This is a genomic window from Shewanella sp. MF05913, assembly GCF_059758095.1.
The window spans coordinates 371,829-393,155 of sequence record NZ_JCAYNT010000001.1 but is presented as its reverse complement, the minus strand read 5'-3'; the positions used below and the strand labels follow the sequence as shown (position 1 = coordinate 393,155).

Genomic DNA, 21,327 nt, shown 5'->3' with positions numbered 1-21,327 from the left:
TACCTCCTTAAACATTGGCTTCTATTACCAATACCTGGCCAGGTAAGCGCTGTCTAAGCCACAAAAAGTGCAAGATACCTAAGCCCAATAAGCTAAATCCAATCAATAACCATAAGCGGCTCGATGTCGAGGTTTGCGGTAAAATTTGTGCCTGATTACCCACTTGTAACCCGTGAGGCAAATGTGATTGCACATTGGCATCAATAGTCGTGTCACTCATTGGGTTTACGGGGGTCACATCGACCGCCACTAAGCTGGTTTGGCTGGTCACTAAATGGTATTGCATGCCTAAGGCTTCGACTTGCTTATTCACTCGTGGGCCGCTGGCGGCATTTTTATGTAACTCCAATGCGGTAATTTGTGCATTCGCCCATAAAAGATCTATACCTCTTGCTGGTTGATTATCAGTAAAATCAAGTTGTTGCTGCCAGTATTGACCATTAATATTGCCCGATACAATAATCGGCTGTATTAACTGGCTTGGTGATTTAATACTGACCCACAACGGCTCGTTTTGATATAAGTCGCTAATGGTCGATGGCCAGTAATCCGGTACACTACCGTCGAGGTAATACAGACCAATATTGGTTAAAACCGGTTGTTCGATTTTAGTCAGTAGTTGCTCAATTTTTTGTTGCACTTCGGTTTCTTTACCAATGTAGGTAAAGGTGCCTCGGCCCATGCTGGCTGCTCGGCGCATAAAGTCTGAATTGGGCGCCGAACCGATACCAACGGTAAAAAAGCGACTGTCACCCAGTTGATCGCTAATTAATTGATACAACTGCTGCTCATTACTGACCGCACCGTCGGTCATAAATATCACCTGGCGTAATAAAGATTCGCCGCGCGCATTAACCGATTCACTTTGCAAAGTGTCGACTAATGCAGCTTGGATAGCTGGCGCCATTTCTGTGCCACCATCGGCCTCGAGCGTCGAGATAAAACGATTTGCTAAGCCCAAATTATGGCTATTGGCCGTTAATGGCACAGGGGACAATAAACTGATGTCTTGATTAAACTCGATAATATTAAAGGTATCGATATCGCGCAGCCCAGCAATCGCAAATTGCAACGCTTGTTTGGCTTGAACAATGGATTGGCCAGACATAGACCCCGATGTATCAATCACTAAAATCAATTCGCGGCCGATTAAATGCTGCTCGCTCACTTCAACACTTGGCGGCATTAACATCACTAATGAATACACGCTTTGATCACCCGCGGTGGTGGTTATATTGTCGTCTGGATTAATCGCTGCGTTATGGGTTTTACCGGTTTGATAAAAGGTTGCCGCTTGCGGCAATGCGCCAACATCAGCTTGCCACTGCAATACAAAATCACGTTCGGCTATTTGCTTACCTTCAAAACTCACCGTATAACGTTGGCCATTTACGCTTTGCTTAATAGGGTGATACAGACTGTTAATGGTATTTAACGTAAAGCCTGCATCAATGGTAATTTGCATATTGACATTAATGCCTTGATTTTTGCTGGTTTCAGCGACCCTATTTGGCAATACGGTTGGGTCAATATAGGCTATCGCTAATGCCTGTTTGTCTTTGTTGCTGGTATTGTCTGGGTGATAACGTGGCGTAATGGCCATTGGAAAGCGCAAACTAAACAGGCCGTCGTTAAAGTCCAATGTTTGTTGGTAACTGAGCTCCACCACTAATTGATCGTGCGGACCTAAGTTGGCCACTTCTGAGGTGAAAATATTTCGGCGCTGTTGTTGCAATAAACTCGCTTGTTTGCCTTGTTTTTTGGCCGTTTCAAAGGTTTTTATCGCTTGTTTTTTGGGTTGAACTTGCCCCGCTATGATTTTATCGCCAATACGCAGTTGCATGCTATCTACGGCAGCATTTTCAGGTAATGGGAACACATATCGGCCATTAAGCCATTGGTCTGAATCGTTAATAAAGACTTGCTTAACCGTTACGCGATTCAGTAAACCAGACACATCCATACTCACTTGCGTGTCCATCGCCAAAGCTTGTATCACTTTATCTTTAGTAAAATAAACCAAGGTACCTTGAGTAATATCCTCATCGGTTGCTCCTGACGGTGAGGCTTGCACTGTGGCAGTAAAAATAACCAACAACACACTAATAAACCACTTTTGATAACCCAATGGGTTCAATAAACACGACATACGAGATAACCAGCACATAGCAGCTCCTTGCTCTATCACGCATGCTCTCTAGGCATTGGCGTAACAGAGTCGGTATTAAAATAAAATGAATAACAATCGATTAGTTTGCGGCTAGCTCGGCACCTGGAGACATTAACGTCAGGGTGACTCTGCGATCGAAAAAGTCATTTTCGTGGTTTTGCTCAGTATGTAATGGTGACGTTGCACCATAAGCTCTGCCTTGTAAGCGTTGACTGTCGATACCCTGCACGACTAAGTATTGAGTCACTTCAGCTAAACGTTGCTCAGACAGCGCCTGGTTATATTGGTCTGCGCCTCGGCGGTCAGCATAGCCGGTTAAATCAATGGTCAGCTCAGGTGATAAGGTCATCATATAAGCCACATTATCTAACTGCTGTTTAAACAAAGGCTCTATTTGACTCGAACCCGTTTTAAATTGCACATTCATGCCGATGGTCAGCTCATGAAGCGTTTGTTGTTGATTGGCATTGAGCTCTGCGAGGTTCGTTTGTAACTGATAGTATTTTTCAGACACCTGCACTAACTCTTGCTGCTGCAAATCCATTGCAATAAGTTGCTGCTGCGTTTCAACCAATTCATGTTCTTGTTTTACGAGTTGTTGGTTTTTATCGGCAATCTCTGCTTCATCACCCACCGTTTTACCAATCATGGTGCCAGTGAACGCCCCAATAATGGCGCCAACAGGGCCGGCGATAACTGCACCTAATAATATGCCTGAGCTTAACCCGACTAATTCTTCTGTGTGCTCGCGCTCTTCTTGAGGCTCAGCCACAACGGCCCATGAGGTGTGAGGTAATAAAATTGCGCTGATAATAGTGGCGGCGATAAGTTGCTTTTTCATAATGAGTCCCTTTTAGCAATGATGTGTAAAGTGAAAGTCATTGAGTTAACGTGCAACCTCATAACTTTATGCCGTTATTAAACAATATATAAATGGCTTTATTGGGGAGCAAAAGTGGCAATGTGGCGATCAAATGTGGCAACAATATGGCAATTGGCATTAGCGGCTTTTTTGGTTAATAAAATCCTGTATAGTCAGCACTATATCTATTTATGTCCCTATTGATTGAAGTCACGCCATGAAACGAATTGCCATTGTTGAAGATGAAGCGGCTATCCGCGAAAATTACAAAGATGTGCTGCAACAACAAGGTTACAGCGTCCAAGCTTATGCCAATCGTCCATCTGCGATGCTGGCGTTTAATGCGCGCCTGCCCGATTTAGCCATTATTGATATTGGTCTTGAACATGAAATAGATGGTGGCTTTACTCTGTGCCAAGCACTGCGAGCCATGTCGAGCAGTTTGCCGATTATTTTTTTAACCGCGCGCGACAGTGATTTTGACACCGTTTGCGGCTTGCGTTTAGGCGCCGATGATTACTTAACTAAAGATGTGAGTTTTCCACATTTACTCGCTCGAATAGCCGCGCTGTTTCGCCGTTCTGAGCTGATTGGCTCAAGCCCAATAGAAGACAACTTACTCGAGCGAGGCCATTTAACCATTGATGGCAACCGCATTCAGGTGTACTGGAAAACCCAACCCATTGAACTTACCGTTACCGAGTTTTGGATGGTACATGCTATGGCCAAACACCCGGGGCATGTGCGTAGTCGCCAAGACTTAATGCAAGAAGCCAAGATTTATGTCGACGACAGTACAATTACCTCACACGTAAAACGTATCCGTAAAAAGTTTATCGCTATCGACACTGAATTTGATTGTATCGACACGGTTTACGGCATGGGTTATCGCTGGGACAATATTTAATTGATGTACTTACCTTTAGGGCTACGAGCCAAAGTCGTTATCTTGTCACTCTTTTTACTCTGCCTCCCCTGGCTTGGGTACGAGTACGTATGGGAGATGGAAAAATACCTACGTCATGGTCAGGAAAAAACCCTTGAAGGCACAACACAAGCACTCGCAACCGCATTACACGAGCGCCCAAAACTGTTTGACAACCAGGCCAGTTTTTTAAATCAGGTTGAAAAAGGTCGCGACTTATATGCTTATCCCATTGCCGGCCCCATTCAGCTAGATGGGAAATTAAGCGACTGGGACTTATACCAACATCGCACATTAAATTACGCCGATAACCACCTGATTTATCAACGTAATGAAGCCGAACCTATCAATATCAGCTTTACCCACATGGTGGGGAAATACGGCGGTTATTTGTATGGCTTTTTCCAGGTTAGAGACCCAGAAGTGGTGTTTCGTAGCCGTAAAAGTTTACGGGTCGACAGAAACGATCATTTAGTGATGGCCACGCAATCACCAGACGGCCAATTTAGACGCTACATTATTGCTAATACCAAAAGCGGTTGGCTCAGTGCATTTGAACTGCCAGCCGATCCGACGCAATCAACCCCGGTAGAGCCAGAGTCGCGGATTCAAGGGCAATGGTTGCAAACAGACCAGGGGTATAATATCGAATTCAGATTACCCCTCACCATGGTGGGCAGCAAACTCGGCTTTGCTATTCATAATGTGAACGATGCCAATACTCGTCAGTTAGTCAATGTTATTGGTACTTCTGCCACCGATTCCGTTGCCAGTTTAGGCACGGTACTCGTGCCCTCGCCTGAAATAGAAAGCATCATTAAAGGCATGAGCCACAACAGCTCGCGTATTTGGGTGGTCGATAATCATGGCCGCGTATTAGCAAAATCGGGCGACATTCGCACCTCCTCTAACACCTGGGCAGACGATTTAGACGTGAGCCAGTCCAGCTCATTTTGGCAAGGTATTAAGCAAAACTATATATTGCCCTTGTACTACAAAATACTCACCCGACCACCACAAGATTTTATCGACTCACTGCAAGACTCAACCGAGCTTACGGGCAGCCACATTGAAAAAGCCTTAAGCGGTAAACAAGGTTCAACCTGGCGCTTAACCCCCGACAATAAAGCGGTAGTGTTAGCCGCAGCCAGCCCGATTTGGATTGACGATAAAGTGATGGGTGTAGTGATAGCCGAAGAAACCACTCATGGCATTCGCAGCTTGCGTAACCGCGCACTTGAAAAACTCTTCAACGTTATTTTAACCATTATGAGCATGGGCACGCTGGCCTTGTTTATCTTTGCCTCGAGTATTTCGAGCCGTATACGCAGTTTGCGCGACCAAGCCGAACTGGCTATCGACAGTCAGGGCCGTGTACGCCAGCAAATTGAAGCCTCTAAAAACCGTGATGAAATTGGCGATTTATCACGCAGCTTTTCGAGTATTGTCAGTCGTTTAGGTCAATATACCCATTACCTTGAAAACATGTCATCACGCTTGTCGCACGAGTTACGTACGCCAGTCGCTGTGGTGCGCAGCTCGCTTGAGCATTTAGGTTTACAACAACTTGACGATCAATCGCAAAAGTACGTTAATCGCGCCCAGGAAGGGGTCAATCGCCTGCACTTAATCTTAAATAATTTAAGTGAAGCCACCCGATTAGAAGCCAGTTTAACTCAAGCAGAAAGCTGCCGATTCTCGCTTAAAAAAGTCATTAGTGGCTGCATGCAAGGTTATCAACTCACTTATCCTGAGCAATTGTTTACCGTCCACATAGAAGACAAAACCATGCAATGCCAGGGCGTACCTGAATACATTGCCCAATTAATGGATAAGCTGATTAATAATGCGATTGAGTTCAGTGACACAGGCACCGCCATCACGGTTAGCCTGACGCAATACCATAAGCAAGCCATCTTAAAAGTCACTAATATCGGACCCTTGTTACCCAAAGACATGAACAGCCAAATTTTTGAATCCATGGTGTCTATTCGGCCGCAAGGCGTGAATGGCAAGCCCCATTTGGGCCTGGGTTTGTACATTGCGAGGTTAGTGAGCGATTTTCATCATGGCACGATTAAAGCCACTAATATTAGCGAAAATGACCTTAATGGCGTTGAAATTTGTTTAACCTTACCGTTAAGTGATGAAAAATAGTCAAGCTTGCTCATTTGGCAGTTTTATTTAAATGACTTGGTGCTAGGATGGTACAAAGATGACATCACTTATTGCAGCGCATTTCGTCATATTGTTAGTAAGCAATTAATATTGCACAGATTAACTTTATGAACACTGCCCCAACTGGAAAAATTAACATGAGCAAAGATGATAAATTAGCCACACAAATCGTCAGTGTCGGTCGCGAGAAAAAATTCACCAAAGGCATTATTAACCCGCCAGTATTTAGAGCCTCAACCGTGGTCTTTGACACTATGGATGAAATGCGTTTTGCGATAAAAAATAAAACCAATGGTGAAATGTTTTATGGTCGCCGTGGCACGCCAACCCATTTCTCATTTCAACAAGCCATTAGCGAACTTGAAGGTGGCGTAGGCACTGCATTATACCCATCTGGGGCTGGCGCAATCAGTAGCGCATTATTGTCATTCTTAAAAAGTGGCGACCATTTGCTCATGGTCGACACCGCCTATGAACCTACACGCGATTTATGCAATAAAATGCTCGCTGGATTTGGTATCGAAACCACTTATTATGACCCAATGATCGGTGAAGGCATTCGAGAACTTATTCGCCCTAATACCAAGGTGCTGTTTTTAGAATCACCAGGTTCCATCACCATGGAAGTGCAAGATGTGCCAACATTAAGCCGCATCGCTCACGAACACGACATGATTGTCATGCTCGACAACACCTGGGCATCACCGATAAACTCGCGCCCATTTGATATGGGGGTTGATGTGTCGATTCAAGCTGCCACCAAGTATATTGTCGGCCATTCTGATGTGATGATGGGCACCGCGACCGCTAATGAAAAATGCTGGGATCAACTGCGCGAAAACAGTTATTTAATGGGACAAACCACCTCACCAGACGACGTGTATTTAGCTGCCCGCGGCTTGCGCACCTTAGGTGTACGTATGGCGCAGCACAATAAAAATGCCCTCAAAGTGGCTAACTGGTTAGCCAGTCGACCAGAAGTCGACCATGTGCGTCACCCAGCCTTTAAAACCTGCCCAGGCCATGAGTTCTTTAAACGCGACTTTAGCAGTGGCAACGGGTTGTTTTCATTTGTATTAAAGCAAGGTGATTTAGCCTCTGTTACCGCATTTGTTGAAAACATGGCCCACTTTAAAATGGGTTTCTCATGGGGCGGTTTTGAAAGCTTGATTTTAGGCGTATTTGGCATTAACAATATCCGCACGGCCACCCAATGGGATAGCAGTAAACCGCTGATTAGATTGCACATCGGCTTAGAAGATACCGATGACTTAATTGCCGATCTTGACGCGGCTTTTGAACGCTACAATGCCGTGTTAAACAAGTAAGCTTTTCATTTAAAAGGACACAAATGAACTTCATCAGATTAGTGATACTCAGTTTATGCGTAGGCATAGCTTATTTCGCGTTAAGTATCACAGCGATAGGACAATCCGCTGCGGGTAATGTTTTTTGGTGGTTTAACGTAAGCGGCTACCCCACCATTACTCATTTAGCTCAAAACTTTGTCGGGATCGGTTTGGTGGCGTTTGTCCCAGCCTTCATAATTAAAAGCTATGAGCCAGGTAGACAATGGTTAGCGGTGACACTTGTTGTATTAGCGACCATATTATTACACGGTAATCTGCATTATATGCCGTGGGACCCTATGGGCGTTGTCAGGTTTATTTTTAGCACTTTATTGTCCGGCGATATCGGCGCTACAGCAATGTTTTTCTATATCACCCTATTACCCGCATTGTGGCTATGGATATTAAAACGGGCGGCACGGGTATAACACCTAGCTCATCATTAAAAAAGGCAATCTATTTAACCTGAGCTCGGGATAATAAACGCCTTTCAAACAGTCCTTTGCCCTGCTAACTGCGTTGAATCGACTTGCAATAGGCTAGCTATTGACGCGTCAATTCGCCTTGTTAGCAGAACAAATGACAAGCTTGAAAGTGACAAGGGGTAACATGTTGATTTTAAATGGCATAAGTTCATCCCTTATCCCGAGCTCAGGTTATTTGCCTTTTTTATTATGCGTTTACTTTTTTATTATGCGTTTACTGTGTGGTTAATGGCTTTTGCCAGGCTGCAGTGCCGTATAGCGGCACGGTAGACAACGCATGTTTATGACTGCCGTTGGTTTCTTTGGTTGAGTACGACAAATACAGTAACGTTTGATTTTCAGCATCAAAAATTCGGCGTACTTTTAAGCTTTTAAAGAGGATACTTAAGGACTCTTTAAACACCACCTCGCCATTTTTCGACTTATCAATATCGGCTAATTCAGCATGACTTATCGGACCGGTTTGACGGCAACTGATGCTCATATCAGACGGGTCAGCTAAATCTAAATTGGCCTCAATACGACTAATATGACAAGTCACCCCTGGAATTTTAGGATCGTGTTTAGCATCAATAATCACATCTTTGGTGGTAAATAAACCTAAGCTCACTTTACCCACATCATCGCCGCAGCCGCTAAGCAATACACTGCCCACCAATGTCGCTAATAACAGTGATGCCGTTTTAGGCGCATCCTTTGCAAACGTAAACCTTAATTGACTCAGCATAGTATTGACTCTATTTAGTTAAATGCATATTGGGCACAACGGGTTAACCCTGCCGTTACCGAACCAAAGTGATCACCAACCACCACTTTTGCAGACGGATAAACACTGGCAATTTTTTGGTAAATCGCTGGGCTACGCGCTGTACCACCCGTAACATAAACAATATCAGGACTGCTTGGCAAAGCGCAATCTTGTTGTTGAGCTTGAGCAATAGCCGTTTGCATAGCTTGCTTCATTAAGGCTTCCACTTTAGCAAGTGGATCGCTAATCGCTTGTTCAAACTGAGTGGCGCTTAAGCTCACAAACAGGTCTTTTTCAATAAAATCTAATGTGCACAGGGTTGTGTCACTGTCAGATAAACTGATTTTTGCCGCTTCAGCCTGGCGTACAACCTGATAGCTCATTTGATTTTTTTGAATCGTTTGTAAGCGTTTGAGTAGCTGTGGTTGTTCAGCCTCTTTGATCATTGACTCAACCAATTTACGCGATGCTAAACTGACAAACTCGCGCTGAGCACTAATGTCGTTCACCGACACCGCATTCCAAAATGGCGCTCTTGGCATAGGTTTGCCATTGGTCATCACGGTATCAGCACCAAAACTCGGCATTAAGCCTGTCATGGCCAGCGCGATATCTAAATCATTACCGCCAATTCGTTGGCCAGAATGACCTAAACAATCTTGAGTACGATCGGTATTGTTACTGTGCGAAGGCCCCATCGTCACCACTGAGCAATCCGTTGTACCACCGCCCACATCGACAACCAATACGGTGTTATCGCTGTCTAAAGTTGACTCAAAATCCATCCCTGCGGCTAACGGCTCAAACAAGAATGTGACTTCAGTAAACCCTGCACGAGATGCCGCAAGGCGTAAAATGGTTTCGGCTTGTTGGTTACTGTCTTCACCGCCTATGCCTTGAAAGTTCACCGGCCGGCCAATAACCGCGTGCGTTGCCACTGACAATGATTTTTGTTGTAGGGCTTTATCCGCTAGCGTTTTCACGTGTTGCATCATTAAAGTGACAATGTCTTCAAACAAGCCTATCTGATCTGGACGCAGGCCGTTAGCGCCTAAAAATGATTTTGGCGAACGGACATAAAATCCTTCTTCGGGCATTTCAAGGTATGCATCAATGGCGGCTTGACCGACAAATACGGCTTGCTCATTGGGCATTAAATCCAATTCATGGCGCATTTGCTTGGCACGCATTAATTGCGAGCTGCGAAGGTGAGAATATTCAGCTTTTAAGCTTTCTGGTAATCCTTGGTATACCGCTTCTGCAATCAACTCACGGTCCATGGCATATAAGGTTGAAGGCATAAAATCCGAGTGTGTTGATAAAGGCAGTAAGGTTACCGCATCATCTATCATTACCCCTATTGCACAGTTGGCACTGCCATAATCAAATCCAACAAACATTGGCTTACCTTCAGTCGTCTAATCGAAAAAAGCGCTCAAAATAGCACACTTATGGCGCTTGCTAAACCATTTATACGGGTTAAATGTCTGCTTTGCTCAATTATGCTAAATATGAAGCACTTACTCTACAGCGTTACATTCGCTATCTCTGGAAGTTAGCATTCTATGAGCACACGATAACAACAAAAAAGCCCAATCGTTACCAATTGGGCTTTTTTAAAATAAGGCCTAATTGGCGTTATTTTTTATTCACTTTCTCTTGCGCTTTACGCTGCGCTTCTTTTTGTTGACGACGAGCTTCAATCACTTGATTAACATCGCTACCAATGTGCGCTTCACCACGTTGCAACGCCAATTGCACCTGGCGTTCACGCTCAATAAAACGTTGACGCTGCTCAGCTGGAATTTTGTCAATACAATGCGGGCAACTCACACCTTGTACATAAGCTTCAGACAGTTTTTCTTCTTCGGTGATTGGCATACGACAAGCATTACATTGGTCATATTGGCCTTTCTCTAGGCTGTGATTAACCGCCACGCGATTATCAAACACAAAACACTCGCCTTCCCACATGCTTTGCTCTTGTTCAACTTCTTCAAGATATTTTAAAATGCCGCCTTCAAGGTGATACACCTCATCAAAGCCCTTCTCTTTTAAGTATGCGGTTGATTTTTCACAGCGAATACCACCAGTACAGAACATCGCCACTTTTTTGTGTTTCGCAGGATCTAAATTCTGTTTTACGTACTCAGGAAACTCACGAAAGGTTTCTGTTACTGGGTTAACGGCATTTTTAAAGGTACCAATTTTCACTTCGTAATCGTTACGCGTATCGACCAAAATGACATCTGGATCAGAAATCAGTGCATTCCAATCCTTAGGTTTAACATAAGTACCCACCACTTTACGCGGATCAATACCTTCAACACCCATGGTGACGATTTCTTTTTTAAGCTTCACTTTGGTGCGATAAAAAGGCATCTCAGTGTCAAACGACACTTTGGTCACGATATGATCTAACCCAGGTTGCGTATCTAACCAACCCAGTAAGTTATTGATACCTTGTTGTGTACTCGCCACAGTGCCGTTAATACCTTCCTGAGCCAATAACAAAGTCCCTTTCACTTCGTTTTGCTCCATTACTGACAATAATGGCTGACGGATCGACTCAAAATGAGGCAAAGCGACAAACTTATAAAGAGCACACACAACGACTTGAGTGGGCGATGTTTGGGCTAAATGAGTGTCTTGCATACAATAATAACTCCGCTGGCTGGAACTTAACTTCCAGTGCATATAATGCTAACGCACCGTGCGCTAACTCAAAAAAACGGCGGAAAGTATACCCAAATCACCATTAAAACACACTCAAAAATTCGATCTGCAAGTAAATTAGCCTTAAACTGTCGACCTCAGCGGGTGTCTTGGTTGTTTGGCACAAATGTTTTCTCATTTTTTAAAAGTGACTTTATGAATTCAGCTATATTGTACACGTTTCGTCGATGCCCCTATGCCATGCGTGCCCGAATAGGTTTACATTTAAGCACGTTAAACCCCATCGTGCGTGAAATCGAACTCAAAAATAAACCGCAAGAGATGCTCGCGGTATCGGCAAAAGGCACAGTGCCAATATTAATCACCACAAAGGAACAGGTCATCGCTGAAAGCATTGAGATTATGCAGTATGCACTGACACATCATCCAGACCCACACTCACCCTGGTTAACGCTCGAGGCTTATCAAACATTACTTGATGAGTTACCAAAGCCACAAACACATGCGTTAATTAAAGCAAACGATCATGATTTTAAGCCCTGGTTAGATAAGTATAAATATGCAGACAGGTTCCCTGAACACAGCCAAACCTGGTATCGCCAACAGGCAGAAATATTTTTGCAGTTATTAGAAGATAAATTAACCCAACAAGCGTACTTATTTGCAGATAGCCCAACCATGGCTGATTTTGCTATTTTTCCATTTATTCGCCAGTTTGCGAATGTCGAACCAGGTTGGTTTAAGGCTTTACCCTACCCCAATGTTTACCAATGGTTACAGAGTTTAGTGAACAGTTCACTCTTTTTGGCCGTAATGCATAAGTACGCATTGTGGTTACCTGAAAGAAGTATGATGCAGTTCAAACAAACACAACATCAACAAGTAAAAATCATACCTTTGTGTAAAAATGAAAAAATTATGAATATTTAATGGTTTACTGACTATTATTCTGTTTAATTTTGCAGTAAATTAGCAATGTAAGAATGAATTGCAGAGTTGAAAGCGGATTTTCGAATTTTTTACTGCAGAATTTTAATTTAAGCTTACACTTAATTAACGTCATTGCTGCAATGCAAAGGAACATGACATGAATAATATGGATATTACATTAGTCTTTATGCTTATCGCTTTAATGATATTGCACATTCACTTTTGCTATCGAGCCTTTACCTCGAAAGCACATATCAAAAATGCCCAACGTTTGTTGTGGTCCATGCTAAGCCTATTGATGGGCCCGCTAGGTTACTACGTTTATCAAAATATCTTACCACTCGAATTTTACGATTAGATTTGTTTTAGGGTATTGCTTTGGCGTTTAGCATTTAGCGAATAAACGTCTAATTGATTCTCTATACCAATCCGCATTAATACATTATTGAACAAAGCTTGTTACCCACCTTCCTTGTCGTACCGGCAGTGCTTTTTAGCCGGGATCCAGGTGTTGTACTTTTGTACTTTTGTACTTTTGTACTTTTGTACTTTTGTACATATGGCATGCTACCATCAAAGTCGTGGCGCTTCGCCCACACCAGACCAAGAGGAAACCAACGGCTATTCCCTCTTGGATCACCCAGCCGCCACATCAAAATTATCTGAAAAGCGATAATTTCGCGACGTGGATCAATCCAGCTTTTTGACCGCATTTGAAGCCTGCTTCGGCCTTATTCGAAAATGCTAACGCTTCAGATGGGGCGTCCCTTCCCCTCTAAAGCTAGCCCGCCATCCATGGCTAGCTCACGTCATTTTCTTCAACGGCCTCAAGTTCAGAGTTGAATTTGGGAATTTGAAAGCTAAGATCAACTCGTTTTTGGACATTTCCGAGTTAAAGCTTTGGCCCTAAAGCGTCTATTTCGGATAAGTATTTCTATTGGTTAACGTCTCAATAATTTGCGCAGGTTTGCAGCGTCCGGCGCTTGAAAAGCGCGTAGTTAAATTATTTGCTAAGTGTTCGCAACATCTGGATTAGGGATAGCTTTTTCTAAAAAGAATGAAGTATAGTTTGCAGCATTCAGACCACCATCATGTACTGTGCCTAAATCCTCTGGTGTTACATCCATTGTTGGCCAAATTTTATTGTGGCCAACAAATCGATCTAAATTAAGCTTGTTAAGCTCTAAAAATAAGTAATCCTCGGCCTCGCCGCGACTAACTCCTGCGGCCCAGTATGAAAATGAGCTGGCGATGATGTCAGCCACCTGAATTTGTGAATAATCTTTGGAGCTAGCAAACTTTAAAGACTTTCCTTTAAGAGGGAGGTTATATTTCCTTCGATCGTAACCAATCTCTACCTCGTCCTGAGTCCAATCCATAAATTGTGCAAACAAGAGTCTTTGCTTTTCGATGCTATGAGAATCATCATGAATGATGTGGAAACCTCCCGGATATGCGTCTCCCCATTGAGCACAGTGACTAAACAATGCTGGTATTGATGGATCTAAGGAAAATTTGTCAATACCAATAAGAGCATCATGGATACAATTTTTAGTAGCAATAATAAAGTCAATGTCTTTTTTAAAATCCTCGCTAGACGAAGACTCTTTTACTTTTTCAAGACTGTTGTAAAAGTTATCAATATCGCCCTGTTTTTGGTCCCGAATCATTACCACAAAGGATTTGTACATAGATTGAACTAAATCCTTGTCGCAAAATGATGGCAAACAGTAATAAAGCATGTTTGAGAGAGCGATATTCATTCCGTTTACATAAAGGTCTTCGCCCAACTCGTGTAACATGTGCTCGACAAGAAGATCGACGATCTTGGTTGTCACCATGAACTCCTTGAAAAATATGTATATTTTCACATTTTTTGTGTTAAGTAACTGGCTACTCATTAGCCTAATGATGCCATCTTGACCAGATTTTCTCCGTTTCAGATTTTTAAAATGTGCTTCATGTGGAGAATTGGAATCTACAAGACCTAGTAGCTTCTCAGATTCTTTTTCAGAAAATATACAGCTAGATAGAGAGAAAACAGGCTGGTCTGGATCAAGTAAATTCGAGCCTGTATTTCCTGATTCATCAAGAAAGATCGTTGGGATTTTTTGCTTTGCGCGCATTACTAAATCTTGCTTTTTGTTATGCTGATGCGTTTTCGCCTTTTTTTTGGCATCTCTCTTAGATTTACTATTCTTACTCATACGCTCCCTGACTCTTCACGCCCAACTCTGAGGGTAATAAAAGTGCATTGTAAATTGCACCGCTGCAATTATTTGTTAGAAGATTCAAACGCAGATGATATTTCGCATGACTGCACCGTACCGAGCCTTCAACTTCCCTGCGTTAACTTTGATGCCAGCTTCCTTAGCCAGTGTTTTAGTTAGATTCCATAGCTTGTTTGGATCATCTGGATGACCCAACGAATATTCAGACAAACTTGCTTTACTCACTAGTCACCCACAACTTGCACAAATAACATATCTCATTTTCATTGCTTTGGCGATAATTCTGCTAGATGTACTCAACTCACCAACGTTAATCAACATGGTTAAAAATTAGCGTTAAATGAATAGTTTACCTATCATATAAAAAATTCGGCACAGCAGGAAAACTTGATATCAATCAAGTAAAAGAATTGTAATTTGATCGGGGATTATGACTTAAGTGCACAGCCAGCGCAGACAATTTTCAGCGCCTTGTCGTCGTTTTCGGTCTAAATGCTCGCAATATTCGGTTATGGCAGGTAATGCTCCTACAATGCCTTTAAATAATGAACCGAACTCTGTTGTGATTTTAAGCCAATTATCTTCGGGGATGTTGAATCTATTCAGTATGTCCTGGCTGCTTGAACTAATGGCGCCACACAGATATCAATGGCAAAGATCGTCGCTAACTCAAGAATGCCCGCATCGAACCACTCACGCCGATGCTCAAAGTTTTCACCCGAGGAAAAGAAGCCACCCATAATTTGTACAAATAACATAACTCGTTTTCATGGTTTTGGCGAGGGTTACGAACTATGTGATCAACTCATAAAATTTTTCGATATGATTAAAATACTATCGTTAAATGAGTGATTTATGGTCATCTAAGACATTCAGCACAGCAGAATATCTTGATATCTATCAAGTATAAGGAAGATGGTGGTTTTTCAAGAATTAATGCTTAAGCGCACAGCCAGCGCTGACAATTTGCCGCGCCTTGTCGTCGTTTTCGTTCCAGGTGCTCACAATATTCGGTTAAGGCAGGTAAGGCACCGACAGCACCTTTAAATAATGCGCCAAATTCTGTTGTGATTTTAAGCCAATTCTCTGCGGGGATATTTAGCCTATTCAGTATGTCCTGGCTGCTTGAGCTAATGGGAGAGGAAAAGAAGCCACCCATAATTTGTACAAATAACATAACTCGTTTTCATGGTTTTGGCGAGGGTTACGAACTATGTGATCAACTCATAAAATTTTTCGATATGATTAAAATACTATCGTTAAATGAGTGATTTATGGTCATCTAAGACATTCAGCACAGCAGAATATCTTGATATCTATCAAGTATAAGGAAGATGGTGGTTTTTCAAGAATTAATGCTTAAGCGCACAGCCAGCGCTGACAATTTGCCGCGCCTTGTCGTCGTTTTCGTTCCAGGTGCTCACAATATTCGGTTAAGGCAGGTAAGGCACCGACAGCACCTTTAAATAATGCGCCAAATTCTGTGGTGATTTTCAACCAGTTTTCGGCAGGAATATTGAGCCGATTGAGTATGTCCTGGCTGCTTGAACTAATGGCGCCACGCTTATCTTCTCGAATAATCCGACCGGTATCTTCAACCAGTACAATGTAGTCTTTCACGCTGAACATTAACCCGTTAGGCATATTTAAACGCTCATTACCCACAAACGGTAATAGTTCTGTTGGTTGCTCGCCTTTCATCGCTGAATTTATTCGACGTTGAATACTGGTGTAATCTGAGGTTTCTGGAGTTGTGGCCATATTGGCTCTGACCGGGTTTAAATCAACATAGGCCATACAGGCTAATACTGCGGCTTCATCAAGCAGTGCTTGAGACTTAAAACGTCCTTCCCAGAATCTTCCGGTACATTTATCTTCTTTGTTGGCCATTCTGGCGATGGGCTCACTGAGTGAGCGCATAAACCAACTGATATCAATTAAGCGCTTACGGTATTCGGTAATGCATTCATTAACCGTTTGAAGTTCAAACTGGTTAAGGTCTTCTTTAAGGTATTTGTGCGTGAGCAACGTACCTTTAAAGCCCTTGTGCCATTGAATGAGCACTTCTTTATCTGACCACTTTTTTGCTTTGTCAGCATCGACTTTTATAACCACATGTAAGTGATTACTCATCACGGCATAAGCACAGATATCAATAGCAAAGATGGTCGCTAACTCTAGAATGCGGGAATCGACCCACTCGCGCCGATGCTCAAAGTTATCACCAGTAGATTTATCAATTCCACATAGAAATGCCTTACGTACCACACGAGAGCAGCAGTGATAGTAAGGCGTATCTTCTAAACTAACGATAGTTTGTCTTGGTCTAGCCATCTTAGATTACCTGCCTGAGTTAAAGGTAACTAAGCCTAGTAGGTTGTTTGATTTTTATCCATTTAGGGTGGGTGGCCATGTTTTATGTTTACGTTAGTGGCCGCAGGCCATGCATCAACATGAAGATGGCCACTGGTCATAACCCCGAAACGTTATGACCTTACGTTGCTTACAAATAACGCGCAAATTGCTGGCCACTTTTAAGCGGTTTAGTGGGTGCGACGACTGCTGGGGTGCCGACATATAAAAAGCCCACAATTTGATCGTCTGCGGCTAATCCTAATGCGGCATTCACATCAGCATTAAAAGCAAAATCACCACTGCGCCATACTGCGCCAATACCTAAAGCGAATGCAGCTTGTTGCATGGCCATGGTGGCGCAGCCTGCTGCGATATGTTGCTCTAAAACTGGCACTTTGTCATGCTGTTGCGTTTTGGCAACAACGGTTATCACCATAGGTGCACGATATGGCATATTGCCGGCCTTAGTTATCATGGCGTCGTCGGCACCTTGTGCTTTGGCTGCGGCAACAAAAACATCAGCCAATTTTGCTAAACCATCGTCAACGGCAATAATGAATTCCCAAGGTGTTAGTGCGCCGTGATCGGGTACTCTAGCTGCGGCGTCGAGTAAAAAAGTCAGTTGTTCTGCCGTTGGTGCTGGGGCGACTAGACGAGGTGTTGACTGGCGAGTCAATAACAGTTGTGTTGCGTCCAAGGTTCAATCCTTTCAAGTAAAATTATGCGAATGATATTAACAAAAATCCCACCAATTTGGTGGGATTAATTAAACGGGTTTCATCGACTGAGTGAACAACACTACTTTAATAAGCGACGGCTAATAAAATAGTCGACACTGGTGTAACGTCCACCGCCAATAACCAATAACGCTAACAACATGAATAAGTAAGTAATGGCGAATTCGATACCATTATTTAAAATCACAAAATTGCCAGAGCTGGTCAGCCATTCGTAATTACCATGTTGTTGTAAAATAGATTTAGCCGCGGCCAGTTTTTCTGCTGATGCCATCACGTTTTCATTGGCAAGCCATGAACTGGCATCGGCAATAGCTAACCATCCATTAGGTAAATGCACTGCAAATGCTGCCACTAGCATGGTGATCATCATAGGCAGTGCGACTAATCGAGTGGCTAATCCCACCAACAATAATGCCCCGCCAATTAGCTCGGTACCTGCCGCTAATGCTGTCATCTGCTCTGGCATAGGTAAGCCTAAACCCCAATCAGGGTTTCCAAACCAGGCTGCGGTGTCGTCAAAATGAGACAGTTTATTATAGCCTGCTTGCATTAATACGGGCGCAAGATAAAGCCTTAAGGCCAAAGCGGCTAAGCCTTCTGAATGCTTAACCACGTGTAGAAATTGTTGATATAACCCGATTAACGCCTGCATAAATAATTCGTCCTAAATGTGTAGTGAATGAAAAGACCTGCTTTAGCGGCAAAATCTTTCAATTTACGCTGAGGTATCTCAGTGAGGTTCAGTTATTTATCTAAGTGCAATTCGGTTAAATCGTCAACTAACTCGGTTAATTTACCATTAAAGTGTTTGCGCTGTTTGTCGCTAAAGCTTTGGTTTAAAGCAATTATCATCACCCCAAACTTATGTGTATTCTCAGTGACATTATTTTGATAAACAGATGACTTTAGCTCATCAGGTGCGGTGAGTAAGCGTGTCATTTGTGCGGTAAAATAGTCAGCCTCATTACGGCGCAATAAAGCTTGCTCAAATTGTCGTAGCCATTCGTGACGGTATTCTAACCACATATCTAAGGTGGCTAAACGCTCTGTATTGGCTTGATGAATAATCTGCTGTTGCGCCTCACTGACACTACCTGTCCATTCTTTTAACTGTTTTTCGATACGTTTGTCTGAGTCTGTTATCAGTTCACTTTGCTCTTTACCGGCGTATTCTTCAATTAACTCTTTTTGCTCTTTTTTAAGCTGAGTTAATACCTGTTGAACTTGTTTGTCATCAAAGCTTGCTACTATGGGGAGTAAGTCTGGCATGACCACATTAAAAATTCGATACCAGTGCGCTTTAGCCATAGTGACTTGTTGCTGCCATAACTCTGGTGTTAATGAATATTCATTGGCTTGAGTTGATAATAAGGTTAGCTGATCGCGGTATCGAGGTAATTCATCTTGTCGATGCCATACTAAAAACTTTTCAACAAGTTGATCAAATTTATCTTGCTGATCACGATTTAAATCAACATATTCTTCAACTTCCCACTCGATGGCCCAATCGAGAAAGAAATAGCTCACCTTGGTTGAACAGCCTACAAATAAAACCGTACAGCACAATAATAACAACAGTTTTTTGGTCACAATTGGTCCCTCAAAATTAGGTGAATCTATACTATACCCAAACAACCTGAAGATACGTTGATTAATGGATCAGGGCTAAGTATTGATTGTAAAACTTAATGTATTTAGCCATCGCTAATGTATCTTGTTGAGATTCATTAGCCGCCATAAGCAGTGACCACATTGCCGAGAATAACCAAAAACAGTTTATCGCAGCAGGCATTGCCGCTTTAGCGGCGGCTACATCGGTCAAACTCGACATTTGGCAATATTGCACAATAACCTTGTGAGTTAATTGCGCCACTTGGTCTTCTGTTAAGTTATGGGTAGCTACAGTGCTGGCTAAATCAAACAATGGATGGCTGGTAATAGCATACTCATAATCAATACAAAATAGTTTACTTTGCGGCAATGCGCTATTAACAGGTGCGGGACTTAACAGTAAATTGTGTGGGGTTAAGTCGCGATGACAAAAAATAGGCAATAAAACACAAGATTCAAGCTGTGATAACCAATGCCTTATACGCATGTTCATACCCTGCAATGTTTGCCATGCGTGATGCCACTGGGCGTCAGTTTGTTGCTGACTCATCGCATCTAATTGCAAAGCATATTGCTGCCATTGTGCACTCACACTCATGCTTTTAGACGGTACGGGTAATTGGCTCAGCGAAGCAAACAATTGCGCCAACAAAGCAACCACATCCACATTCGGATGAGTCATAGCTGTCAATGGACGAGTAGATGAATGGCCAAACATGGATGAGAACTGGCTCCAATCGCCTTGCGGTTGAGCGACAAAATCACTTAAATAAAATTGCTTGTCGTTACTTACCCACTCGAGTTTCGGCGCAATATTTGCCGCGATAGCAGATTGCCAACATTCAACCTCAAGCGCCCTATTACACCAATGACTGTGGCGTTGATTGACGCGCAACACCTTGTCACCCAAGGGGCAAGACAACAAATAATTTTGGTTACTTAAGCCAGTATTTAATAAGGTAACGGCAGTGCATTGCGTTAATAATGAGTGATATGTTGCAGCGGGTATTGCCTGCTGCAACATATTAATGAACTCACTGGGTAACGTGAGTAAAGGTGATGACATAAATTTTACCGCAATAACAATCTGATAATGCTGTGATTATACACTAATTGCCTGTTGAGAAAGCTTATCTTGTTTAACAATGGAATGTTGATATTTTTTACGCCACATCATGTAACCGCCAACGGCCATTGCAACATATAGAATAAACAAACCTGAGGTCAACATCAGTCCTTTTTGGAAGTAGAGGTAGATAGAAACCAAATCTATCACCACCCAGTACAGCCAGTTCTCGAGCACTTTTTTAGCCACTAAGTACGTGGTAACAACCGCAAAACAGGTGGTGGCTGCATCGATATAGGGAAATGCTGCACTGGTGTAATTCGCCATACCGTATCCCACCACTATCGATACCAAAGCAGTAACGGCGATAACAATACTGTGAGTCGTCAACGACCAACTGCTAATGCTCAGTTGTGTATTCACTTCATGGTGTTGAGATTCCTGCACAGGCGGCACATGCAACCACAGCCAATAACCATAAACGGCCATGCCCATGTAATAAATATTGAGCACCGACTCCATTAATAGCGACACATTCCAAAACAATACCGTGTAAATGGCGGTGCTCAGAAACGCGGCCGACCAACACCAAATGTTAGTCCGCATTGCCAGAATAAGGTAAGCCAGCGCAAACATGACGGCAATGGCTTCCCAAAATGTCATGACCGACGCTTCGCTAAAAGCTTGTTGAATGGCTAACATCACGTCATTCATGGCTGTTATTCGCTATGACTTAGGTTAAGTTCGCCACCAATAAACTTGCACACAAATACGGCTTTGCCCCACTTCTCGTGAGCAGCTTGCATTTCAATGGCCAGCATTGACATAACATCTGCGTACTCACCGCACACTTGTGTTGCCATGGCATTGGTGACACGTTCAATATTGTTGTAGCTATCAACACGGCCAATAAACCACTTGATTGGATCAAGGTAGTTTTCGTTGAATGGATACATACTAATTTCTGCGGTTAATTTCATTGTTCATTTCCTAAACGGTAT

18 protein-coding genes and 2 pseudogenes are annotated in these 21,327 nt (G+C 42.9%); 5 read left to right on the top strand and 15 right to left on the bottom strand.

The features are described from left to right. Positions 1-7: 7 nt before the first annotated feature. Both AC19MV_RS01760 and pdsO read right to left on the bottom strand, forming a co-directional pair. Positions 8-2,167: a marine proteobacterial sortase target protein gene (locus AC19MV_RS01760; protein ID WP_498305439.1), complete on the bottom strand. Its 2,160-nt coding sequence runs from the start codon at positions 2,165-2,167 to the stop codon at positions 8-10. A gap of 82 nt (positions 2,168-2,249) precedes the next feature. Then, positions 2,250-3,011 (bottom strand): sortase-associated OmpA-like protein PdsO, encoded by a 762-nt coding sequence (gene pdsO, locus AC19MV_RS01755; protein ID WP_498305438.1) that lies wholly within the window; start codon positions 3,009-3,011, stop codon positions 2,250-2,252. 238 nt (positions 3,012-3,249) lie between these two features. Between pdsO and pdsR the strand changes: the two genes are divergently transcribed. The 4 genes from pdsR to AC19MV_RS01735 all read left to right on the top strand — a co-directional run bounded on the left by pdsR (position 3,250) and on the right by AC19MV_RS01735 (position 7,912). Further along, a complete protein-coding gene (gene pdsR / locus AC19MV_RS01750; protein WP_432399648.1) occupies positions 3,250-3,939 on the top strand; it encodes a proteobacterial dedicated sortase system response regulator in 690 nt (229 codons plus the stop codon). Between the two features lie 3 nt (positions 3,940-3,942). Beyond that, a complete protein-coding gene (gene pdsS, locus AC19MV_RS01745; RefSeq protein ID WP_498305805.1) occupies positions 3,943-6,114 on the top strand; it encodes a proteobacterial dedicated sortase system histidine kinase in 2,172 nt (723 codons plus the stop codon). Between the two features lie 158 nt (positions 6,115-6,272). Further along, positions 6,273-7,463 (top strand): cystathionine beta-lyase, encoded by a 1,191-nt coding sequence (locus tag AC19MV_RS01740; protein WP_432399838.1) that lies wholly within the window; start codon positions 6,273-6,275, stop codon positions 7,461-7,463. Between the two features lie 23 nt (positions 7,464-7,486). Then, the gene (locus tag AC19MV_RS01735; protein WP_498305436.1) at positions 7,487-7,912 is read left to right on the top strand and encodes a hypothetical protein; all 426 of its coding nucleotides are present in this window, start codon (positions 7,487-7,489) and stop codon (positions 7,910-7,912) included. A gap of 271 nt (positions 7,913-8,183) precedes the next feature. Here the strand turns inward: AC19MV_RS01735 and AC19MV_RS01730 are convergent, their stop codons facing one another. The 3 genes from AC19MV_RS01730 to trhO all read right to left on the bottom strand — a co-directional run bounded on the left by AC19MV_RS01730 (position 8,184) and on the right by trhO (position 11,372). Continuing rightward, positions 8,184-8,696: a CreA family protein gene (locus AC19MV_RS01730; protein ID WP_498305434.1), complete on the bottom strand. Its 513-nt coding sequence runs from the start codon at positions 8,694-8,696 to the stop codon at positions 8,184-8,186. A 14-nt stretch (positions 8,697-8,710) separates the two neighbouring features. Then, positions 8,711-10,117: a molecular chaperone gene (gene yegD / locus AC19MV_RS01725; RefSeq protein ID WP_498305432.1), complete on the bottom strand. Its 1,407-nt coding sequence runs from the start codon at positions 10,115-10,117 to the stop codon at positions 8,711-8,713. A 238-nt stretch (positions 10,118-10,355) separates the two neighbouring features. After that, positions 10,356-11,372, bottom strand: coding sequence for an oxygen-dependent tRNA uridine(34) hydroxylase TrhO (gene trhO, locus AC19MV_RS01720; RefSeq protein ID WP_498305430.1), 1,017 nt, complete (start codon positions 11,370-11,372; stop codon positions 10,356-10,358). A 216-nt stretch (positions 11,373-11,588) separates the two neighbouring features. Here trhO and AC19MV_RS01715 point away from each other — a divergent pair, with 216 nt between their 5' ends. Further along, entirely contained in the window at positions 11,589-12,323 is a 735-nt protein-coding gene (locus AC19MV_RS01715; RefSeq protein WP_498305429.1) for a glutathione S-transferase, read from the top strand. A 1,010-nt stretch (positions 12,324-13,333) separates the two neighbouring features. Here AC19MV_RS01715 and AC19MV_RS01710 read toward each other — a convergent pair. The 10 genes and pseudogenes from AC19MV_RS01710 to AC19MV_RS01665 all read right to left on the bottom strand — a co-directional run bounded on the left by AC19MV_RS01710 (position 13,334) and on the right by AC19MV_RS01665 (position 21,306). Next, positions 13,334-14,530, bottom strand: a complete 1,197-nt coding sequence (locus tag AC19MV_RS01710) for a DUF3800 domain-containing protein (RefSeq protein ID WP_498305427.1) — start codon at positions 14,528-14,530, stop codon at positions 13,334-13,336. A gap of 459 nt (positions 14,531-14,989) precedes the next feature. Continuing rightward, positions 14,990-15,190 (bottom strand): annotated as a pseudogene (locus AC19MV_RS01705) (transposase); the annotation flags it as partial. A gap of 304 nt (positions 15,191-15,494) precedes the next feature. Further along, a pseudogene (locus AC19MV_RS01700) lies at positions 15,495-15,689 on the bottom strand (transposase); the annotation flags it as partial. A 224-nt stretch (positions 15,690-15,913) separates the two neighbouring features. Continuing rightward, entirely contained in the window at positions 15,914-16,888 is a 975-nt protein-coding gene (locus AC19MV_RS01695) for a transposase (RefSeq protein ID WP_498305425.1), read from the bottom strand. Between the two features lie 169 nt (positions 16,889-17,057). Then, positions 17,058-17,606 carry an NAD(P)H nitroreductase gene (locus AC19MV_RS01690; RefSeq protein ID WP_498305423.1) on the bottom strand — a complete coding sequence of 183 codons (549 nt, stop codon included), beginning with the start codon at positions 17,604-17,606 and terminating at the stop codon, positions 17,058-17,060. Between the two features lie 101 nt (positions 17,607-17,707). After that, positions 17,708-18,301 carry an HvfX family Cu-binding RiPP maturation protein gene (locus tag AC19MV_RS01685; protein ID WP_498305422.1) on the bottom strand — a complete coding sequence of 198 codons (594 nt, stop codon included), beginning with the start codon at positions 18,299-18,301 and terminating at the stop codon, positions 17,708-17,710. 92 nt (positions 18,302-18,393) lie between these two features. Next, positions 18,394-19,239: a DUF6279 family lipoprotein gene (locus AC19MV_RS01680; RefSeq protein WP_432399672.1), complete on the bottom strand. Its 846-nt coding sequence runs from the start codon at positions 19,237-19,239 to the stop codon at positions 18,394-18,396. Between the two features lie 61 nt (positions 19,240-19,300). Then, positions 19,301-20,326 carry a phosphotransferase family protein gene (locus AC19MV_RS01675; RefSeq protein ID WP_498305421.1) on the bottom strand — a complete coding sequence of 342 codons (1,026 nt, stop codon included), beginning with the start codon at positions 20,324-20,326 and terminating at the stop codon, positions 19,301-19,303. A gap of 36 nt (positions 20,327-20,362) precedes the next feature. Beyond that, entirely contained in the window at positions 20,363-21,040 is a 678-nt protein-coding gene (pnuC, locus tag AC19MV_RS01670; protein ID WP_498297537.1) for a nicotinamide riboside transporter PnuC, read from the bottom strand. Between the two features lie 5 nt (positions 21,041-21,045). Beyond that, positions 21,046-21,306 (bottom strand): hypothetical protein, encoded by a 261-nt coding sequence (locus AC19MV_RS01665; RefSeq protein WP_432399678.1) that lies wholly within the window; start codon positions 21,304-21,306, stop codon positions 21,046-21,048. Between the last annotated feature and the right edge of the window lie 21 nt (positions 21,307-21,327).

Excerpts from the sequence above, each read along its gene's own strand:
- pdsS (WP_498305805.1), top strand. The coding sequence starts at position 3,943 with ATGTACTTACCTTTAGGGCTACGAGCCAAAGTCGTTATCTTGTCACTC.
- AC19MV_RS01665 (WP_432399678.1), bottom strand. The coding sequence starts at position 21,306 with ATGAAATTAACCGCAGAAATTAGTATGTATCCATTCAACGAAAACTAC.
- AC19MV_RS01695 (WP_498305425.1), bottom strand. The coding sequence starts at position 16,888 with ATGGCTAGACCAAGACAAACTATCGTTAGTTTAGAAGATACGCCTTAC.
- yegD (WP_498305432.1), bottom strand. The coding sequence starts at position 10,117 with ATGTTTGTTGGATTTGATTATGGCAGTGCCAACTGTGCAATAGGGGTA.
- AC19MV_RS01685 (WP_498305422.1), bottom strand. The coding sequence starts at position 18,301 with ATGCAGGCGTTAATCGGGTTATATCAACAATTTCTACACGTGGTTAAG.
- AC19MV_RS01760 (WP_498305439.1), bottom strand. The coding sequence starts at position 2,167 with ATGTGCTGGTTATCTCGTATGTCGTGTTTATTGAACCCATTGGGTTAT.
- AC19MV_RS01735 (WP_498305436.1), top strand. The coding sequence starts at position 7,487 with ATGAACTTCATCAGATTAGTGATACTCAGTTTATGCGTAGGCATAGCT.
- pnuC (WP_498297537.1), bottom strand. The coding sequence starts at position 21,040 with ATGAATGACGTGATGTTAGCCATTCAACAAGCTTTTAGCGAAGCGTCG.
- pdsO (WP_498305438.1), bottom strand. The coding sequence starts at position 3,011 with ATGAAAAAGCAACTTATCGCCGCCACTATTATCAGCGCAATTTTATTA.
- AC19MV_RS01740 (WP_432399838.1), top strand. The coding sequence starts at position 6,273 with ATGAGCAAAGATGATAAATTAGCCACACAAATCGTCAGTGTCGGTCGC.
- AC19MV_RS01730 (WP_498305434.1), bottom strand. The coding sequence starts at position 8,696 with ATGCTGAGTCAATTAAGGTTTACGTTTGCAAAGGATGCGCCTAAAACG.
- trhO (WP_498305430.1), bottom strand. The coding sequence starts at position 11,372 with ATGCAAGACACTCATTTAGCCCAAACATCGCCCACTCAAGTCGTTGTG.
- AC19MV_RS01715 (WP_498305429.1), top strand. The coding sequence starts at position 11,589 with ATGAATTCAGCTATATTGTACACGTTTCGTCGATGCCCCTATGCCATG.
- AC19MV_RS01710 (WP_498305427.1), bottom strand. The coding sequence starts at position 14,530 with ATGAGTAAGAATAGTAAATCTAAGAGAGATGCCAAAAAAAAGGCGAAA.
- AC19MV_RS01675 (WP_498305421.1), bottom strand. The coding sequence starts at position 20,326 with ATGTCATCACCTTTACTCACGTTACCCAGTGAGTTCATTAATATGTTG.
- pdsR (WP_432399648.1), top strand. The coding sequence starts at position 3,250 with ATGAAACGAATTGCCATTGTTGAAGATGAAGCGGCTATCCGCGAAAAT.